Origin of the sequence: Achromobacter marplatensis, from assembly GCF_049060505.1 — a bacterium.
In the GTDB taxonomy this organism is placed as follows: Bacteria; Pseudomonadota; Gammaproteobacteria; order Burkholderiales; family Burkholderiaceae_B; genus Achromobacter; species Achromobacter marplatensis_A.
Genome location: NZ_JBMGRB010000002.1, coordinates 197,466 through 213,660, shown reverse-complemented (window position 1 = coordinate 213,660; position 16,195 = coordinate 197,466). Strand labels below are relative to the sequence as shown.

Annotated in this window: 16 protein-coding genes; 8 read left to right on the top strand and 8 right to left on the bottom strand. The window is 64.9% G+C overall.

The window, feature by feature from the left end; translation table 11 throughout:
- Positions 1 to 8: 8 nt before the first annotated feature.
- Positions 9 to 1,199: an ABC transporter substrate-binding protein gene (locus ACI0FO_RS05775; protein WP_416024869.1), complete on the top strand. Its 1,191-nt coding sequence runs from the start codon at positions 9 to 11 to the stop codon at positions 1,197 to 1,199.
- On the top strand, positions 1,196 to 2,071 hold the full coding sequence (locus ACI0FO_RS05770) for an ABC transporter permease (RefSeq protein WP_416024867.1): 876 nt from the start codon (positions 1,196 to 1,198) through the stop codon (positions 2,069 to 2,071). Before ACI0FO_RS05775 ends, ACI0FO_RS05770 begins: the two co-directional genes overlap by 4 nt.
- 10 nt (positions 2,072 to 2,081) lie before the next feature.
- Here ACI0FO_RS05770 and ACI0FO_RS05765 read toward each other — a convergent pair whose 3' ends face one another.
- A complete protein-coding gene (locus ACI0FO_RS05765) occupies positions 2,082 to 2,651 on the bottom strand; it encodes a surface-adhesin E family protein (RefSeq protein WP_416024865.1) in 570 nt (189 codons plus the stop codon).
- 146 nt (positions 2,652 to 2,797) lie between these two features.
- On the opposite strand from ACI0FO_RS05765, the gene ACI0FO_RS05760 reads away from it, so the two are divergent.
- Positions 2,798 to 4,117, top strand: a complete 1,320-nt coding sequence (locus ACI0FO_RS05760; RefSeq protein WP_416024863.1) for a hypothetical protein — start codon at positions 2,798 to 2,800, stop codon at positions 4,115 to 4,117.
- 49 nt (positions 4,118 to 4,166) lie between these two features.
- On the opposite strand, the gene ACI0FO_RS05755 is transcribed toward ACI0FO_RS05760, so the two are convergent.
- Together ACI0FO_RS05755 and ACI0FO_RS05750 are read right to left on the bottom strand one after the other, a co-directional pair.
- A complete protein-coding gene (locus ACI0FO_RS05755) occupies positions 4,167 to 4,586 on the bottom strand; it encodes a universal stress protein (RefSeq protein WP_416024861.1) in 420 nt (139 codons plus the stop codon).
- Positions 4,583 to 5,590, bottom strand: coding sequence for a TerC family protein (locus ACI0FO_RS05750; protein WP_416024859.1), 1,008 nt, complete (start codon positions 5,588 to 5,590; stop codon positions 4,583 to 4,585). Before ACI0FO_RS05750 ends, ACI0FO_RS05755 begins: the two co-directional genes overlap by 4 nt.
- A 102-nt stretch (positions 5,591 to 5,692) precedes the next feature.
- Here ACI0FO_RS05750 and nhaR point away from each other — a divergent pair, with 102 nt between their 5' ends.
- Positions 5,693 to 6,655, top strand: a complete 963-nt coding sequence (nhaR, locus tag ACI0FO_RS05745) for a transcriptional activator NhaR (protein WP_416024857.1) — start codon at positions 5,693 to 5,695, stop codon at positions 6,653 to 6,655.
- Here nhaR and ACI0FO_RS05740 read toward each other — a convergent pair.
- Positions 6,600 to 7,289 carry a GntR family transcriptional regulator gene (locus tag ACI0FO_RS05740; RefSeq protein ID WP_416024855.1) on the bottom strand — a complete coding sequence of 230 codons (690 nt, stop codon included), beginning with the start codon at positions 7,287 to 7,289 and terminating at the stop codon, positions 6,600 to 6,602. The genes nhaR and ACI0FO_RS05740 overlap by 56 nt on opposite strands.
- Positions 7,290 to 7,414: 125 nt before the next feature.
- Between ACI0FO_RS05740 and araD the strand changes: the two genes are divergently transcribed.
- The 3 genes from araD to ACI0FO_RS05725 all read left to right on the top strand — a co-directional run bounded on the left by araD (position 7,415) and on the right by ACI0FO_RS05725 (position 10,984).
- The gene (gene araD, locus ACI0FO_RS05735; protein ID WP_416024853.1) at positions 7,415 to 9,145 is read left to right on the top strand and encodes an L-arabinonate dehydratase; all 1,731 of its coding nucleotides are present in this window, start codon (positions 7,415 to 7,417) and stop codon (positions 9,143 to 9,145) included.
- Between the two features lie 79 nt (positions 9,146 to 9,224).
- Complete coding sequence (locus ACI0FO_RS05730; RefSeq protein ID WP_105557239.1) at positions 9,225 to 9,935, top strand: ribonuclease activity regulator RraA; 711 nt, start codon at positions 9,225 to 9,227, stop codon at positions 9,933 to 9,935.
- Positions 9,936 to 9,994: 59 nt separating this feature from the next.
- Positions 9,995 to 10,984: a Bug family tripartite tricarboxylate transporter substrate binding protein gene (locus ACI0FO_RS05725; RefSeq protein WP_416024851.1), complete on the top strand. Its 990-nt coding sequence runs from the start codon at positions 9,995 to 9,997 to the stop codon at positions 10,982 to 10,984.
- A 22-nt stretch (positions 10,985 to 11,006) separates the two neighbouring features.
- On the opposite strand, the gene ACI0FO_RS05720 is transcribed toward ACI0FO_RS05725, so the two are convergent.
- Together ACI0FO_RS05720 and ACI0FO_RS05715 are read right to left on the bottom strand one after the other, a co-directional pair.
- Positions 11,007 to 11,963 carry a Bug family tripartite tricarboxylate transporter substrate binding protein gene (locus ACI0FO_RS05720; RefSeq protein ID WP_416024849.1) on the bottom strand — a complete coding sequence of 319 codons (957 nt, stop codon included), beginning with the start codon at positions 11,961 to 11,963 and terminating at the stop codon, positions 11,007 to 11,009.
- A gap of 23 nt (positions 11,964 to 11,986) precedes the next feature.
- Entirely contained in the window at positions 11,987 to 12,889 is a 903-nt protein-coding gene (locus ACI0FO_RS05715; protein ID WP_416024847.1) for a dihydrodipicolinate synthase family protein, read from the bottom strand.
- 282 nt (positions 12,890 to 13,171) lie between these two features.
- On the opposite strand from ACI0FO_RS05715, the gene ACI0FO_RS05710 reads away from it, so the two are divergent.
- Entirely contained in the window at positions 13,172 to 13,897 is a 726-nt protein-coding gene (locus ACI0FO_RS05710) for a GntR family transcriptional regulator (protein ID WP_416024845.1), read from the top strand.
- A 31-nt stretch (positions 13,898 to 13,928) separates the two neighbouring features.
- Here ACI0FO_RS05710 and ACI0FO_RS05705 read toward each other — a convergent pair whose 3' ends face one another.
- Both ACI0FO_RS05705 and ACI0FO_RS05700 read right to left on the bottom strand, forming a co-directional pair.
- On the bottom strand, positions 13,929 to 14,915 hold the full coding sequence (locus ACI0FO_RS05705) for a Bug family tripartite tricarboxylate transporter substrate binding protein (RefSeq protein WP_416024843.1): 987 nt from the start codon (positions 14,913 to 14,915) through the stop codon (positions 13,929 to 13,931).
- A 96-nt stretch (positions 14,916 to 15,011) separates the two neighbouring features.
- Positions 15,012 to 16,136: a muconate/chloromuconate family cycloisomerase gene (locus tag ACI0FO_RS05700; protein ID WP_416024841.1), complete on the bottom strand. Its 1,125-nt coding sequence runs from the start codon at positions 16,134 to 16,136 to the stop codon at positions 15,012 to 15,014.
- Positions 16,137 to 16,195: the final 59 nt, after the last annotated feature.

Below are 16,195 nucleotides of genomic sequence, written 5' to 3'. Positions count from 1 at the left end.
GCTCATAGATGTGCCTGGAACACATGTCGCGTCGCGACTGGTTGAAACTCTCGGCCCTGCTGACGGCAGGCGGCGCAAGCACGTTGCTGTCGGCGTTCAACGCCCGCGCGCAAAGCGAGCCGGACGCGCCGGTGCGGATCGGCTACCTGCCTATCACCGACGCCGCGCCGTTGCTGGTGGCGCACAACAACGGCTTGTTCGACAAGGCGGGCGTCAAAGCGGAAAAGCCCACGCTGTTGCGCAGCTGGGCGCAGGTAATCGAAGCCTTCATTTCCGGCCAGGTGAACGTGGTGCACCTGCTGTCTCCCATGACGGTATGGGCGCGCTTCGGCAGCAAGGTGCCGGCCAAGGTCGTGGCCTGGAACCACGTGGGCGGATCGGGCCTGACCGTCGCGCCGGCCATCAACAGCGTCAAGGAACTGGGCGGCAAGACGGTAGCCATCCCGTTCTGGTATTCCATCCACAACGTCATGCTGCAATACCTGCTGCGCGAAAACGGCTTGACGCCTGTGGCGCGCAAAGACGGCTCGGTCGGTGCGACCGAGGTCAACCTGATCGTCATGGCGCCTTCGGACATGCCGCCCGCCCTGGCGCAGAACCGCATCGCCGGCTACATCGTGGCCGAGCCCTTCAATGCCGTCGCCGAAACGCTGGGCGTGGGCAAGGTGCTGCGCTTTACCGGCGACATCTGGCGCAACCATGCCTGCTGCGTCGTGTTCATGCACGAACGCGACCTTGAACAGCGCCCAGCGTGGTCGCAGAAGGTGGTCGATGCCATCGTTCAGGCTCAATTATGGATACGCGACCACCGGGCCGAAACCGCGCAGCTGTTGTCCAAGGAAGGCATCAACCGCTATACGCCGCACGGCTTGCCGGCCTTGACCAAGGTGCTGGCGCCGCCCGCCGCCGACCGCGAAGGCTACCTGGGCAGCGGCGCCATCCGCCATGCCGACTGGGACGAGCGCCGCATCGACTTCCAGCCCTATCCGTTTCCCAGCTACACCGAGGAGCTGGTGCGCCGCTTGCGCGATACGGTGATCGAGGCCGATCGGGGCTTCCTGGCCGACCTGGATCCGGCGCGCGCGGCCCGGGAACTCGTCGATGACCGCTACGTCAAGCGCGCCATCGAATCCGTGGGCGGTCTGAACCGCTTTGGCTTCCCGGATGCCTACACGCGGACTGAAATGGTGCAGGCGTGACGGCACGCGAGTCATTTGCCGGTTCGCAAGCGCCCGCAGCGGCCGCGCCTGGCGGATCCGCCGGAAGCGCCGATCCGGCCGAATCAACCGCCAAGCCGTCACGCCGTCCGGGCGCCGGTGGCTTGGGCCTGGGCCGCCGGTGCCTGTTGGGCCTGGGCGGGTTGGCGGCCTTGCTGGCGTTGTGGTGGCTGGGCACCGACGTCTTGTCGCCCGCTGGCGGCATGGCGCGGCGTTTTTCGCCGGCCGCCACCTTCGTGAGCCTGGCGGAATTGCTGACCGCATCCGACCTGCCCATGCACATCCTGGTCAGCCTGCGGCGCATTGCCGTGGGGCTGGGGTTTGCACTGTTGATCGGCGTGCCGCTGGGATTGGCGATTGGCAGCTGGCGGCGCCTGGAGGCCACCGTATCGCCCGCCATGCAGTTCCTGCGGATGATCTCGCCGCTGTCCTGGATGCCCATTGCCGTCATGGTGTTCGGAGTCGGGGATGATCCCGTCTATTTCCTGCTGACGTTCGCGGCCGTCTGGCCCATTGTGCTGAATACCGCGGCAGGCGTGCAGCAGCTGGACCCGCGCTGGTTGCAACTGGCGCAAAGCGTGGCCGCCACCCGCTGGGAGACCCTGCGCAGCGTCATCCTGCCCGGCGTGCTTGGGCACATCCTGACCGGCGTGCGGCTGGCGATAGGCATCCTGTGGATTGTCCTGGTGCCTTGCGAAATGCTGGGCGTGTCGGCAGGAATGGGGTATTTCATTCTGGACACGCGTGACCGGCTGGCCTATTCGGAACTGATGGCCATGGTGCTGATGATCGGCGTGCTGGGCTTCTTGCTGGACGCGGCGGCGCGGGCCCTGTACCGCTATTGGCGCGGGTAGGGCGCCGCGCCTACTTGCGCACGGTCTTTCCCGGGGGCGGGCATACCATGGCGCGCAGCTTGCGCTGGACGGGGTCGCGCGCCACCGGCGCATCGTGGATGCCCGCCACGGGAATCGACTCCACCAGCGCGCCGGTCGCGTCGTTGCCGGCGTAGTGCCGGGTCTCGGTGACCGTATAGGTGTTGGCGCCGCAATTCAGCAGCACGGGCTGCGATACCGATCCATAAGGTTGCCCGTTCGTCTCCGACACGCGGGGCTGCGCATAGAACCAAGCGACCGTCACTGCCATCACCACCGGCTTTTCGGATACCGGGGCAATCGACGAGCTGTCGTAGAACACGCCCGGCATGGCCCGGGGATCCAGCGGCGTCCATGCCGGGCCGTCGCCAAACGCGATGCGCGACACGTCCAGGTCTCGAGGCACGATATCCACGGCGCAAGCATCCGGTGGAATCGGATCGCCTTCGCGCACGGTCACGGCCTGGCAGACGTCGGGCGGCGCGGCCAAGGCGGATGGCATCCAACTGGCTACCCCCGACAAAGCCAGGGCCAGAGCGAAGCGTGCATGCCTTGCGATCATGTGGGGGTTCCGTGTGAGGCCGGTTGCGGCGTGAGAGGATGTCACGCCAGTATAGAGAACGTCGCGCAACACGCTATAGTTTCGCCTATTCCCCAAAAGATGCCGGCCGGATGGCGGGCGCCCACGCATCAGGATGCTCCGCAGCCATGAATCTTAGACTGCTTGCCAGCGGTGCCGCGATCGTCGTCGCGGGGGTGATCGGCTATGGCCTCTATCAACTCGCGCCGATGGGCCAGCCGCTCGTCCGCCACGAGCGCATCGGCGAGCTCAATGGCCCGCCGTTGGCCTCGTCTTCCCGGGTGTCGCTGCAACGGTTTGGCGAACGCCAATTGCTGATCGGGCAACGTCTTGTCACGGGCAAAGACATGGCCGGCCTTGAAAAAGCGCCGCTGCTTGACGCGCTGGTGCCTGCCCTGAACACGCGGCCGCAGAATCCATGGCAACTGGCCGACACGCGCAACCTGATCTACGGCGGGCAGGGCACAGGCGTATTCGAGCTGTTGGGGTCCATCAGCGGCGATACCGGTGTCACGCTGATCGGTTCCCCTGAAGGCCGCACGCTGTACCTGATCACGGGCACGCCGCGTAGCCCGGGCGTCCAGAACGGCAACGGCGATCCGCCCGCTGCCTGGGAAACGCTGCGCTCCGACGACCAGGGCAAGACGTGGACGTATGATCCGGACGCCGTCCTGGGTCCGCCATTGCAATACACGGTGTTCCTGACGCAAGACCGCGTGATCGCGCTGGAACGGCATGACGCCGGCCAACGCCTGCTGGTCAGTGAAGACGGCGCCCGGCACTGGTCGGCCACCTTGCTTGATGAGCAGGTTTGGCCCGACGCCCGCGCCTTCGACCGCGCTTTCCAGGAAAAAGCGGGCAAGGACGGCAGCCAATTGGCCTACGACTGGTCGCTATATCCGCTGGATGACAGGCGGGCGGTGGGCTGGAGTTGGCGCACGCGGATCAGCTTGAACGCGGCGGAAAAGAACGAAGTGCTGGAAACCCGGCGTTTTGAAGTGGAGTTCCAGAATGGCGCATCGCCGGCTTTTCGCATTACCCCGCACGCGACGCCCGTCCCCACCCCCGCGCCCGACGCGCGCTATACCCGCGACGAACCCGTGTTCGAAACGTCGGGCAATGCCATCTATGAACTGGACAAGGCCGAACGGACATGGCATCGGCGTTCGGCGTCGCCCGCCGTGCGTGGCGAACCTACCTGGATAGGCAAAGCCTGGTTTGGCCGCAAAGTCTGGGTGATCAAGACCTACGCGGACCACCTGTTTTCGTTCAACGAATACACCAAAACCTATTTCGCCACGCGCGACCAGGGCAAAACGTGGCGCCCATTTCAAATGCCGCCGGACGTGGAGACGGGGCTACTGGGCCTGGATGCCTCGGGCGAAGCCTTGTTAGCGCTGGCGGAACGGGATGGAAAAACGGTGATCCGGCGGTATCCCCTGGATTAAGTGGAAGGTATTCAAGCAGTCGGTGGATGGTGCGACCGGGTCGTCCACCTTAAACCACCAGCACCGGGCATGGCGCATGCGCCAAGATTCTTCCGCTGACCGACCCCATCAAGGCGTTGACCACCGGACTTCGGTGATGCGATCCCAGCACGATCGCCGCGGCGTTGACGCTTGCCGCGTACTTGACGATTTTTTCGGGCGTGAATCCGGTCAGCTCGTGGCATTCGTAGTTGACGTTTCCGCTGCGCAGGATGTCCACCACCGAGCGCATCGCTTTGCCGCTTTCTTCGTGGTGCCAGGCGTCGATCTCGGCCTTGCCGATGAACGATTCGACGTCCCCCGACACCTGAGGTTCGCAATGGACCACATGCACGATGAAATCGCGGTTCAGCAATGGCGTCGCGACCAGGTAGCGGGCCGCTTCATCGCTGTATGTCGATCCGTCGGTAGCGAGAATGATCGTGTTCATGGCAGTTCCTCGGAGTGTGACTTCTTCACGTTATAGCGGCCGGCCGACGCCCGCCGCCTGGGCAGCAGCAAGCTGGCGCCGATGGAGACGGCCAATACCAGCCCGACCACGCCAAGCGACCAGTGCACCGGCACATGGATCCACTGCGCCGCCAGCATCTTGCCGCCGATGACGATCAGCACGATCGCCAGTCCATACTTCAAATAGTGGAAGCGGTCCACCATGTCCGCCAGCAGGAAGTACAGCGCCCGCAAGCCCATGATGGCGAAGATATTCGAGGTGAAGACCAGGAAGGGGTCCCGCGTGACGGCGAAGATCGCCGGGATGCTATCGACGGCAAAGACCACATCCGTGGCTTCGATCATCAGCAGGACGACGAACATCGGCGTGGCGTAGCGCAGCCCGTCGATGCGGACGAAGAAGGACTGGCCGTGGTAGTCCGGGGTGATGCGCATTCGTGCCCGCATGAAGCGGACCAGCGGGTTTTGGGCGATGTCGGGCTGGCGTCCGGCCGTCGCCAGCATCCTGGCGCCGCTGAGGATGAGGAAGACGCCAAGCACGTAGAACAGCCAGACGAATTTCGACAACAGCCAGACCCCGGCAAGGATCATCCCGATGCGCATCACGATGGCGCCCAGCACGCCGTAAAGCAACACCCGCCGCTGTAGTTCGGGAGGCACCGCGAAGTACGTGAATATCAGCGAGAAGACGAACATGTTGTCCGCGGACAGCGACAGTTCGATGAGGTACCCGGTGAAGTACTCCAGCGTTTTCTGGTTGGCCACGGCGCGGCCGGCGCTGGCGTCGAGAAACGCCCACATCGACAGCCCGAACAACGTGGCCAGCGTGGCCCAGGCCAGCACCCAGCCCAGCGCTTCCCGCGACGACACCCGGTGCGCGCGACGGCCGCCCAGCGCATATAAATCAAGCGCCAGCACCGCCAGCACGAAGCCGATGAACCCTACCCACATCGGCGTTGTGGCAAAAGTCTCGATCTGACCCATTTGCCGCCTCCTGCAAGGGACAAGGCCAGTCTAGAACAGGCTTATTCGTCGGACAATTCGCATATCATGAAGTGATAGTCAGATTTTTTGGATGGATCCGCGATGGTCTCTCTTAACTACAAACATCTGCGCTATTTCTGGATGGTCGCCAAGGCGGGCAGCATTGCCCGCGCGGCACAGCAATTGCAGCGCACGCCGCAATCGATCAGCGGCCAGTTGCAGGAACTGGAGGACTCGCTGGATTCCCCACTGTTCCGGCGGGTGGGGCGCGGCCTGGAACTGACGGATGTCGGCCGCCGCGCGTTGCAGTATGCGGATCGCATCTTCACCCTTGGCGACGAATTGCTGGACGACCTTCGCAACCGGCCCGCGCGGCCCGCCGTGGAGTTCCGGATCGGCATCGCCGAAGGCGTGCCCAAATCGCTGGTGTACCGGATGATCGAACCGGTGCTGCGCCTGGAAGAACGCGTGCGGCTGATTTGCCGCGAAGGCCGGCTTGCCTTCTTGCTGGCGGATCTGGCGGTGCACCGGTATGACATGGTGATCGCCGATCGTCCCATGCCCAGCCATTTGAATGTCCGTGGCTTCAGCCATCTGCTGGGCGAAAGCGGCCTGACGTTTTTTGGCGCGCCGGCCTTGCTTGAACAATTACCGGGCCGTTTTCCCAAGATGCTGGACCAGGCGCCATTCCTGCTGCCGGGCGAAGACGCGGCGATCCGGGCGCGGCTGGTGCAGTGGTTCGACGACCACGATATCCGGCCCCGCATCGTCGGCGAATTCGACGACAGCGCCTTGTTGAATTCATTCGGCCAAACGGGGGTGGGCCTGTTTGTGGCGCCGACGGCCACGGCCGCCTATTTGGTGAAGCAATATCGGGTTCGCGCCATCGGCAGCACCACGGCCGTTAAAGAGCAGCTTTACGCGCTGACCACGGACCGGCAGCTACAGCATCCCGCCATCATCGCGCTTAACAAGGCCGCGCAGGAGGACATTTTCGGGCAGGGCGACGTTACTCCGCCAGCACGTACTCGGGGTAGCGCTTGCAGATCTCGGCGACCTGGCTGAGCGTCCCGGACAGGTGCTCGCGCAGCACCTGCTGCGCGCGCTCCGGCGCTTGCGCCACGATGGCGTCCAGCAGGCGTTGATGGTCGTCCATGATGCGTTCGGCCTTGCCGGCTTCCGGCAGATGCAGCCGACGCAGGCGATCCAGGTGGCCGCTATAGCGTTGCTCCAGTTGCCACAGGCTGATCACGCCTGCGGCGGCGTGCATGTCGCGATGGAAGGCCTGGTCGGCGTCGATGAACTGCTGGTATTCACCATTGGCATGGCTCACGCGTTGCAGGTCGATGCTGGCTTGCAGGCGTTTGTGCAGCATCGGGTCGGGCCGTTGCGCCAGTTGATGCACGATTTCCAGTTCCAGCGACTGGCGCAGGAAATGAGCCTGCCGGGCGGCAGGGATGTCGATGCGGCTGACGACCGTGGTGTGCTGCGGGTAGATTTCGACCAGCGCCTCTTCGGCCAGGCGCATCAGGGCGTCGCGGATAGGCGTCTGGCTCAGGCCGTAGGTTTCGGCCAGCGTGACGCGCGATAAGGCGGCACCCGGGGCGAGCTCCAGCGATACGATCTGTTCGCGTAAGTGTTCAAAGACCTGGGGCGCCGCGTGGCGCGAACGGTCCAGTCTGAGCTTTGGGCTTTGCATCCGAAGGCGTGTCGGGAGTACGGTGGTCGAAGCCCGCAGTGTAGCGGGTTTTTACCTAGCTGACGCACTAATGTATTAGTGTTTAAATGATCCCATCCCCACCACGCTTCACTCCCTATTCCCCTATGAAACGTACCTACGAAAGTCTGCGCAGCGCCGCCTGGATGGCCAAGGATGACCTGCGTTCGTTCGGCCATCGTTCCCGCATGATGCAAATGGGCTATGGCCCCGACGACTGGGTCGGCCGTCCCATCATCGCCATCATCAACACGTGGTCGGACCTGAATCCCTGTCACAGCCATTTCAAGCAACGCGTCGAAGACGTGAAGCGCGGCGTGTTCCAGGCGGGCGGTTTTCCGGTGGAGTTGCCGGCCATTTCGGTGTCGGAATCGTTCGTCAAGCCGACGACCATGCTGTATCGCAACTTCCTGGCGATGGAAACGGAAGAGCTGCTGCGCAGCCATCCGGTCGACGGCGCCGTGTTGATGGGCGGTTGCGACAAGACGACGCCGGGTTTGCTCATGGGCGCCATCAGCGCCGGGTTGCCGTGCGTGTACGTGCCCGCCGGCCCCATGCTGCGCGGCAACTGGAAGGGCAAGATCCTGGGATCGGGCTCGGATGCCTGGAAGTTGTGGGACGAGCGCCGCGCGGGCAAGATCACGCAAGAACAATGGACCGAAGTGGAAGGCGGCATCGCCCGCAGCTACGGCACCTGCATGACGATGGGCACGGCCAGCACCATGACGGCCATTGCGGAAGCCATTGGCATGACGCTGCCGGGCGCGTCCTCGATTCCGGCGGCGGACGTGAACCACATGCGCATGTCCGCCGAGTGCGGCCGCCGCGTGGTGGAGATGGTCTGGGAAGACTTGACCCCCAAGCGCATCCTGAGCCTGGCGTCGTTCAAGAACGCTATCAACGTCGCCATGGCGATGGGCTGTTCCACCAATGCCATCGTGCACCTGGTTGCGATGTCGCGCCGTGCCGGCCATGCGGTGGGCCTGGACGACTTCGACGCCGCCAGCCGCAAGGTGCCGGTCATCGCCAACATCCGGCCCAGCGGCGACACCTACCTGATGGAAGACTTCTATTACGCGGGCGGCTTGCCCGCGCTGATGTCGCGCTTGCAAGATCATCTGGATCCCACGGCGATGACCGTCACGGGCAAGTCGCTGGGCGAGAACATCGCGGGCGCCGAGGTCTATAACGACGACGTGATCCGCAAGCTGGACACCGCCATCTACGACGAAGGCGCGCTGGCCGTGCTGCGCGGCAATATCGCCCCCGATGGTTGCGTGATCAAGCCCAGCGCGTGCGCGCCGCAGTTCCTGCAACACACCGGCCCGGCGCTGGTGTTCGACGACTATCCCAGCATGAAGGCCGCGGTCGACGACGAGGACCTGGACGTCACGCCCGAGCACATCATGATCTTGCGCAATGCCGGCCCGCAAGGCGGCCCCGGCATGCCGGAGTGGGGCATGCTGCCCATTCCGACCAAGCTGGTCAAGCAGGGCGTGCGCGATATGTTGCGCCTGTCGGATGCCCGCATGAGCGGCACCAGCTACGGCGCCTGCATTCTGCACGCGGCGCCCGAAGCGTACATCGGCGGTCCGTTGGCGCTGGTGAAGACGGGCGACATGATCACGGTGGACGTGCCGGCCCGCAGCATCCACCTGAACATCAGCGACGAGGAACTTGCCGCGCGCCGCGCCGCCTGGACGCCGCCGCCCAAGCGCTACGAGCGCGGCTATGGCTGGATGTATTCCCAACACATCCTGCAAGCCAATGACGGCTGCGATTTCGATTTCCTGGAAACCGGATTCGGCGCGCCCGTGCCGGAGCCCGAAATCTTCTAAGCGCCCAGGCGGGCAGGGCCCGTCGGGCGGCTTGCCCGCTTTTCATCATCTTTCGACCCCCGGAGTCATCGTGTCCCAAATGAATCCCGAAACCCGCGCCCGCCTGGCCGGCATCAGCACGGCCACGCTGTGCACGGCGCTGTTCAAGCGCGGCCTGCGCAATCAGTTCATCCAGGATGTGCGCCCGCTGAACGCCAATTTGCCCAATATGGTCGGGCCGGCCTTCACGCTGCGCTATATCCCCGCCCGTGAAGACCTGAACACCATCAAGGTGTTCGAAGACCGTTCGCACCCGCAGCGCGTCGCCGTCGAGACCTGCCCGGAAGGCGCGGTGCTGGTCATGGACAGCCGCAAGGACGCGCGCGCCGCGTCGGCCGGTTCCATCCTTGTCACGCGGCTGATGAAGCGCGGCGTGGCCGGCGTCGTCACCGATGGCGGCTTTCGCGATTCGCCCGAAATCGCCGAACTGGGCTTTGCCGCGTATCACCAGCGGCCGTCGGCGCCCACCAACCTGACGCTGCATCAGGCGCTGGACATCAATGCACCCATCGGTTGCGGCGACGTGGCTGTGTGGCCGGGCGACATCGTGGTGGGCGACCGCGAGGGCGTCGTGGTAATTCCCGCGCATCTGGCCGACGAGATCTCGGTCGAAGCCGTGGAAATGACCGCCTTCGAAGACTTCGTGACCAGCCAGGTGCAGCAGGGCGCGTCCATCCTGGGTCTGTATCCGCCCACCGATCCGGGCACTAAAGACAAATTCGCCGCCTGGCGCAAAGAACAGGGCCGCTGAGCCTTGCCGCCGGCCGTCCGGCCGGCGACCCATACCCATAAAACAAGGCAGGAGACAACATGAACCCACAACGACGCAGTGCGTTGGGCGCGCTGCTGGCCGGCGCCGCCCTTGGCCTTGCGGCCATGCCGGCCAGCGCGGCCGACTGGCCCGCCCAGAAGCCGATTTCCTACGTGGTGCCGTTCACCGTCGGCGGTTCGACCGACGTGGTGGGCCGGGTGCTGGCCCAGAAGCTGGGCGACCGCCTGCACCAGAACGTCATCGTCGAGAACAAGCCCGGCGCGGCCGGCGGCATCGGCGCCACCTATGTGGCCAAGGCGCCGCCCGACGGCTACACGTTGTTCGGCGGCACCATCAGCACGCACGCCATCAACGCCAGCCTGTACAAGAACCTGAAGTACGACCCGGTCAAGGATTTTGAACCGGTATCGCTGATCGCCTACCTGCCCAACGTGCTGTTGGTGGATCCCAATCTAGGCGTGAATTCGGTGGCCGACCTGATTGCGTTGCTTAAGCGCGATCCGAACAAGCGCACGTTCGCCTCGTCGGGCGCGGGCACGTCGACGCACCTGGCGGGCGAACTGTTTGCCAGCATGATCGGCGTGCCGCTGACGCACGTGCCGTACAAGGGCACGCCGCCCGCGATGGTGGACGTGTCGTCCGGCGCCGTGACCTTCATGTTCGATCAGATGACGGCGGCCTTGCCGCTGTTGCAGACGGGCAAGCTGAAGCTGCTGGCCGTCACCACGAAGGACCGCATCTCGCTGGCGCCTAACGTGCCGACCATGCAGGAAGCTGGCGTGGCGGGGTTCCAGATGGCTTCATGGCAGGCCGTCTATGCGCCCAAGGGCACGCCCAAGCCGATCCTGGACAAGCTGGCCCAGGAGATCGCGATCATCCTGAAAGAGCCCGACGTCCAGGAAAAGCTGGGCAAGACCATGGGCATGGAACTGGTGGGCAGCACGCCCGACGAACTGCGCGCGCTGATGGCCACCGAGATTCCCCGTTGGGCCGAAGTGGTGAAGCGGTCCGGCGCAACGGTGGAATAACGCGCTGGGCGCCCGGCTGGGCTTACGGTTTGAGGTTCAGCTTGGGCACCAGGATGTTGAAGGCCTGTTCCTGACGGGCCACGTCAGCCGCGAACTGGGGCTGGTCGGCATAGGAGGGCGTCAGGTTCTGCTTGCGCATGAGGCTCTGGAATTCCTTGGATTGCGCGACGTGGCTGGCGGCGGCACGCCATTTCGCCACGGCATCCGCGGGGGCGGACTTGGGCAGGCCGATGCCGCGCCACACGCTGAATTGCAGGTCGGCGCCAAGCTCTTTCATGGTGGGCACCGCGGGCAGGTTTTCCAGCCGTTGGGGCGCCATCACGGCAAGCGTGCGCAGCTTGCCGGTTTCAACGTGCTGCTGCAGTTCGGCGTAGGCGACCGTCGTCGCTTGCACGTCGCCCGCCAGCAGGCCCATGATGGCCGGCGCCGACCCTTGATAGGGCACGTGCACGAACTTCACGCCGGTTTGCTCGCCCAGCGCCGCGGCCGCCATGTGCGGTACGGTGCCGATGCCGGCGTTGGACACTGCCACCCGCTCCGGGTTCTTCTTGGCGTATTCCAGGAACTCTTGCACCGTTTTCCATGGCGCATCGGCGCGCACCGTCACCGACGACGGATCGTCCGTGAAGCGCGCGATCGGCTGGAAGTCGTTGACCGTCGTCTTGCCGATGCCCATCAGCGGCACCACCAGCATTTCCGGGGTCATCAGGACGAGCTTGTAGCCATCGGGCTGCGCATTGGCCACATACGACCAACCGATGGAACCGCTTGCGCCGGGCTTGTTGATCACGACGGTGGGCTGCGCCAGCAGCGGCGGACGCACGGCTTCGGCGATGGCGCGCGCCGTGTTGTCGCTGCCGCCGCCAGGCTGGTAGGCGACCACCAGTTCCATGGAGCGCGTGGGGTAGTCCGCGGCATGCGCGGCGGACTGGGCAATCAGGGCGCTGATGATCAGCGCGGGCAGGCGGATAAGTCGCATGGTGGCGGTTCCGGAATCGGTGATCAGTAGCCCAGGGCGGACAGGTCCGCGAGCGTCTGTTTGGTGATGGCGATGGTGCGTTCGCGTTCGGCGCCGGCCAGGTCCAGGCGCGGCGGCTTGACGGTTTCGGCGCTGCCGGTGATCAGGTGCTCGGCCAGCTTGATGTGCTGCACCAGCTTGACCACGGTGTCCAGGTGGAACAACGGTGTCAGCGCCGCGTACAGCTTGCGCGCGCGCACGAAATCGCCCTCGGCGGCCAGCCGCAGCAGGTCGACCGATGCTTTTGGAACGGCGTTGGCCATGCCCGATACCCAGGCGGTCACGCCCAGCGCGGCGCTTTCCAGGATCAGGTCGTCCACGCCGCACACCACGGCCAGGCGGTCACCGAAACGGGTGATCAGGTCGGTTACGCGGGTGGTGTCGTAAGACTCTTCCTTGATGGCCACGATGGTCGGTTCTTCCAGCAATTCGGCCACCACGTCCGGCGTCAGGTCGACGCCGTAGCCGCGCGGGTTGTTGTAAAGCAGGATGGGCAGGGGGCTGGCCTGCGCCACCGTCCGGTAGAACGCCACCGTTTCACGATTGTCCGACTTGTAGGTCAGGCCGGGAAACACCATCAGGCCATTCACGCCGATCTTGGCGGCTTCCTGCGCGAACGCGGCGGCGCGGGCGGTTCCGGTTTCGGCCACGCCGGAGATCACCGGCACGCGGCCGCGCACGGTTTCGACGGCCGTGCGCAGCACCGTCAGCTTTTCGTCGGGCGATAGCTGAGCGTTTTCGCCCACCATGCCCATCATTACGACGCCGCCCACGCCGTTGACGATCAGCCGTTCCAGGCCCTGGCGCAAGGCGTCCAGATCCAGCGAAAAATCGGGGTTCAGTTTGGTGGTCACGGCGGGGAAAACGCCTTGCCATTGAATGCTCATGCTGCGGCTCCTGATGCGTGCCCGCCTGCGGGATCCGCAGACGGATATTGGTTATTGGATATTGGATCCAAAAATAAGCGGTGTAAAAAATGAGGCGCTTGGCCTCGGATCGCCGCATCCTGGGACGGGCGGTACCAACTGGATCATGGATCCAATATACTCGCATTAAACGGGCTTCGGGGTCCGGTTGTCTCTCGGGGTTTTCCTGGGCACACCGCTCCCGGCGCCGGCATTCCCATGCCGCCGGGTGTTTGCCGGGCGGCCCAACCAGGCAGGTCTCACGTGTCCCAGAATTCGCCGCTTTCCGCTTCCCCGATCCGTCCTTTGGCAGGAACCGCCGGCCGGCTTGTCCGCAAGACCGCCGTCGATCTGGTGGTGGACGAACTGCGGGACCGCATTCTTTCCGGTGTGATCCCGCCAGGCTCGGCGCTACGCCAGGAGTTGTTCGCGGAAGAGTTGGGCGTAAGCCGTCTGCCGGTGCGCGAGGCCATCCGCCAGCTAAGCGCCGAAGGCCTGATCGACATGATCCCGCACCGGGGCGCCTATGTGTCGATGCTGTCGCGCACCGAGGTGCAAGAGTTCTTCGATATCCGCATGCGGTTGGAGCCCTGGCTGTTCAGGCTTGCCGTGCAGCAGCATGACGCTGGCGATCTGGACCGGGCCGAAGCGGTGGTGGCGCAGATGGATACAGCGGCGCCCGAGCAGTGGGGACGGCTGAATTGGCAGCTTCACGAGTGGCTGTACCGATCCGCGCAACGGCCGGCGGCGCTGGGCATGGTGCGTGCGCTGCATGAAAAATCCGAACGCTATTTCCGCTTCCAGGTCGTCAATGCGCCGATCCGGCAGCAGGCCCATGACGAGCACAAGGAATTGATCGCGCTTAGCCGCCTGGGACAGGCCGAGAAAGCCGAGGCGGCGTTGGAACGGCACATCGGGTTGGCTGCCGAACAGATTCTGGCCATCGTCGACCATTTGCTGGATGCCTCGACAACCCTTTCGCCCGCGTAAGGTTGGGGCGGGCAGCGCCCGCCCCGACGCATCAGTGGATCTTGATGTTGCGTTCCTTGACCAGGGTCTTCCACTGTTCGGTTTCTTTGCCCAGATGGTCGCGCAGTGCGTCCGGGCTGCTTCCGATCGATTCCGCGCCGATCGAATCCAGGGTCGCCTTCACCTTCGGCTCGGCCAGCGCGGTGCGCATGGCTTCGTTCAGCTTGGCGACCACTTCCGGCGGGGTGCCGGCGGGGGCGAAGGCCGCGAACCAGGGCATCAGTTCGTAGCCGGGCACGCCGGCTTCCTGCAGCGTCGGGACGTCGGGCAGGGCGGCGGAGCGCTTGGCGGTGGTGACCGCCAGCGCGCGCAGCTTGCCGGTGGCAATGTGCGGCTTGGCGGACGTGATGCTGTCGAACATGTAATCGACCTGGCCGCCCAGCAGATCGGCCACGGCCGGGCCGCTGCCCTTATAAGGCACGTGCAGCATATCGACGCCGGTCATTGACACGAAAAGCTCGCCCGCCAGGTGGATCGACGTGCCCACGCCGGCCGAGGCATAGGTGTAATGGTTGGGCTGGGCCTTTGCCTTGGCGATCACGTCCTGCACGCTGGTGGCGCCGGTGCGCGTGGGGTTGGTGACCAGCACATTGGGCACGACGGCCAAGAGCGAAATCGGCGCAAAGTCCTTGATGGGGTCGTAGTTCAGGTCGGCGTACAGCGCCGGATTGACGGCCATGCCATTGGCGACGATCAAGATCGTGTAGCCGTCGGGCTTGGCGCGCGCGACCGTGGCCGCGCCGATGTTGCCGCCGGCGCCAGCACGGTTTTCCACGATGAAGGACGTGTTCAATTGTCTGCCCATGGATTCGCCCAGCGTGCGGGCGATGCTGTCCATCGCGCCGCCCGGCGGGAAGGGCACGACCCATTTGACCGGACGGTCGGGATAGTTGTCCGCCAGCGCGGCGGACGCGCCGCTTAGCATCGACAGCGCCAGGACGGCGCGGGCAAAGGGTTTGAGTACATGGCGCATGCGCATGGTTGTCTCCGTGGTGCTTGAATTATTGTGGGTGCGCCCTTCAAGGCGGGCGCGGCCGGGTGTCGAGTCGCGTGGTGCTGTTTGCGTGCCTGCCCGTCAGCGGTCCCGGCGATAGAAATTCAGTTTGTCTTCGTCCAGCGTCAGGCCCAGGCCCGGGCCGTCGGGCAATTCCAGTTCAAAATCGGCGTAGCGCGGCGGGTTGGCGACGATGTCGTCTTTGAGCAGCAGCGGGCCGAACAGTTCGGTGCCCCAGGACAGGCGCGGCAGGCATGCAAACGCATGCGCCGACGCAATCGACCCGACCGAGCCTTCCAGCATGGTGCCGCCGTACAGCGAGATACCGGCGGCATCGCCCACGGCCGCGGTGCGCAGCATTTCATACAGGCCGCCTGACTTGGCGATTTTCAACGCCAGGACGTCGGCGGCGCCCTGGCGCGCGATCTCCAGCGCGTCCTCGGGGCCGTTCACGGCTTCGTCCGCCATGATGGGCACCACGAAACGCGCCGCCAGCCGGGCCATGCCGGCCAGATTGGCGCGCGCGATGGGCTGTTCGATCAGGTCGACGCCGGCCGCTTCCAGACGCGCGATCGCGCCCGCGGCATCGGCCTCGTTCCAGGCCTGGTTCACGTCCACCGTTACGCGGGCGCGGTCGCCCAGCGCCTGCTTGATACGCGCCACGTGCGCCACATCTTCCAATACCGCGCGGCGGCCCACCTTCAGCTTGAACGTATTGTGGCGGCGGCTTTGCAGCAGCGATTCGGCCTCTTCGATATCGCGCGCGGTGTCGCCGCTGGCCAGCGTCCACAGCACCGGCATGCGCGTGCGGACCGCGCCACCCAGCAAGGTCGATACCGGTACGTTCAGGCGCTTGCCCTGGGCGTCCAGCAAGGCCGTCTCTAGCGCGGACTTGGCAAAGCGGTTGCCGCGCGCCACCTTTTCCAGGCGCTGCATGGCCGCATGGATGTTGGTCGCGTCCATGCCGGCCAACGCCGGGGCCAGGTAGGTATCAATGGCCAGTTTGATGCCTTCGGGGCTTTCTTCGCCATAGGACAGCCCGCCAATGGTGGTGGCTTCGCCGATGCCTTCGATGCCGTCGCTGCAAACCAGGCGAACCATCACGAGCGTCTGGCGCTGCATGACCGCCATGGCCAGTTGATGGGCGCGGATGGTGGGCAGGTCCACCAGAATGGTTTCGATGGAGAGAATGCTTGCCGGATTCATACTTTTATTGCCAGTAATGTCTCGATGTTGCCAGTATGGCTTGCGTTTTCCCTTCTAGT

Bases quoted from the DNA above. Each gene is read 5' to 3' on its own strand.
- ACI0FO_RS05775 (WP_416024869.1), top strand. From the start codon at position 9: ATGTGCCTGGAACACATGTCGCGTCGCGACTGGTTGAAACTCTCGGCC.
- ACI0FO_RS05765 (WP_416024865.1), bottom strand. From the start codon at position 2,651: ATGATCGCAAGGCATGCACGCTTCGCTCTGGCCCTGGCTTTGTCGGGG.
- ACI0FO_RS05760 (WP_416024863.1), top strand. From the start codon at position 2,798: ATGAATCTTAGACTGCTTGCCAGCGGTGCCGCGATCGTCGTCGCGGGG.
- ACI0FO_RS05755 (WP_416024861.1), bottom strand. From the start codon at position 4,586: ATGAACACGATCATTCTCGCTACCGACGGATCGACATACAGCGATGAA.
- ACI0FO_RS05750 (WP_416024859.1), bottom strand. From the start codon at position 5,590: ATGGGTCAGATCGAGACTTTTGCCACAACGCCGATGTGGGTAGGGTTC.
- nhaR (WP_416024857.1), top strand. From the start codon at position 5,693: ATGGTCTCTCTTAACTACAAACATCTGCGCTATTTCTGGATGGTCGCC.
- ACI0FO_RS05740 (WP_416024855.1), bottom strand. From the start codon at position 7,289: ATGCAAAGCCCAAAGCTCAGACTGGACCGTTCGCGCCACGCGGCGCCC.
- araD (WP_416024853.1), top strand. From the start codon at position 7,415: ATGAAACGTACCTACGAAAGTCTGCGCAGCGCCGCCTGGATGGCCAAG.
- ACI0FO_RS05730 (WP_105557239.1), top strand. From the start codon at position 9,225: ATGAATCCCGAAACCCGCGCCCGCCTGGCCGGCATCAGCACGGCCACG.
- ACI0FO_RS05725 (WP_416024851.1), top strand. From the start codon at position 9,995: ATGAACCCACAACGACGCAGTGCGTTGGGCGCGCTGCTGGCCGGCGCC.
- ACI0FO_RS05720 (WP_416024849.1), bottom strand. From the start codon at position 11,963: ATGCGACTTATCCGCCTGCCCGCGCTGATCATCAGCGCCCTGATTGCC.
- ACI0FO_RS05715 (WP_416024847.1), bottom strand. From the start codon at position 12,889: ATGAGCATTCAATGGCAAGGCGTTTTCCCCGCCGTGACCACCAAACTG.
- ACI0FO_RS05705 (WP_416024843.1), bottom strand. From the start codon at position 14,915: ATGCGCATGCGCCATGTACTCAAACCCTTTGCCCGCGCCGTCCTGGCG.
- ACI0FO_RS05700 (WP_416024841.1), bottom strand. From the start codon at position 16,136: ATGAATCCGGCAAGCATTCTCTCCATCGAAACCATTCTGGTGGACCTG.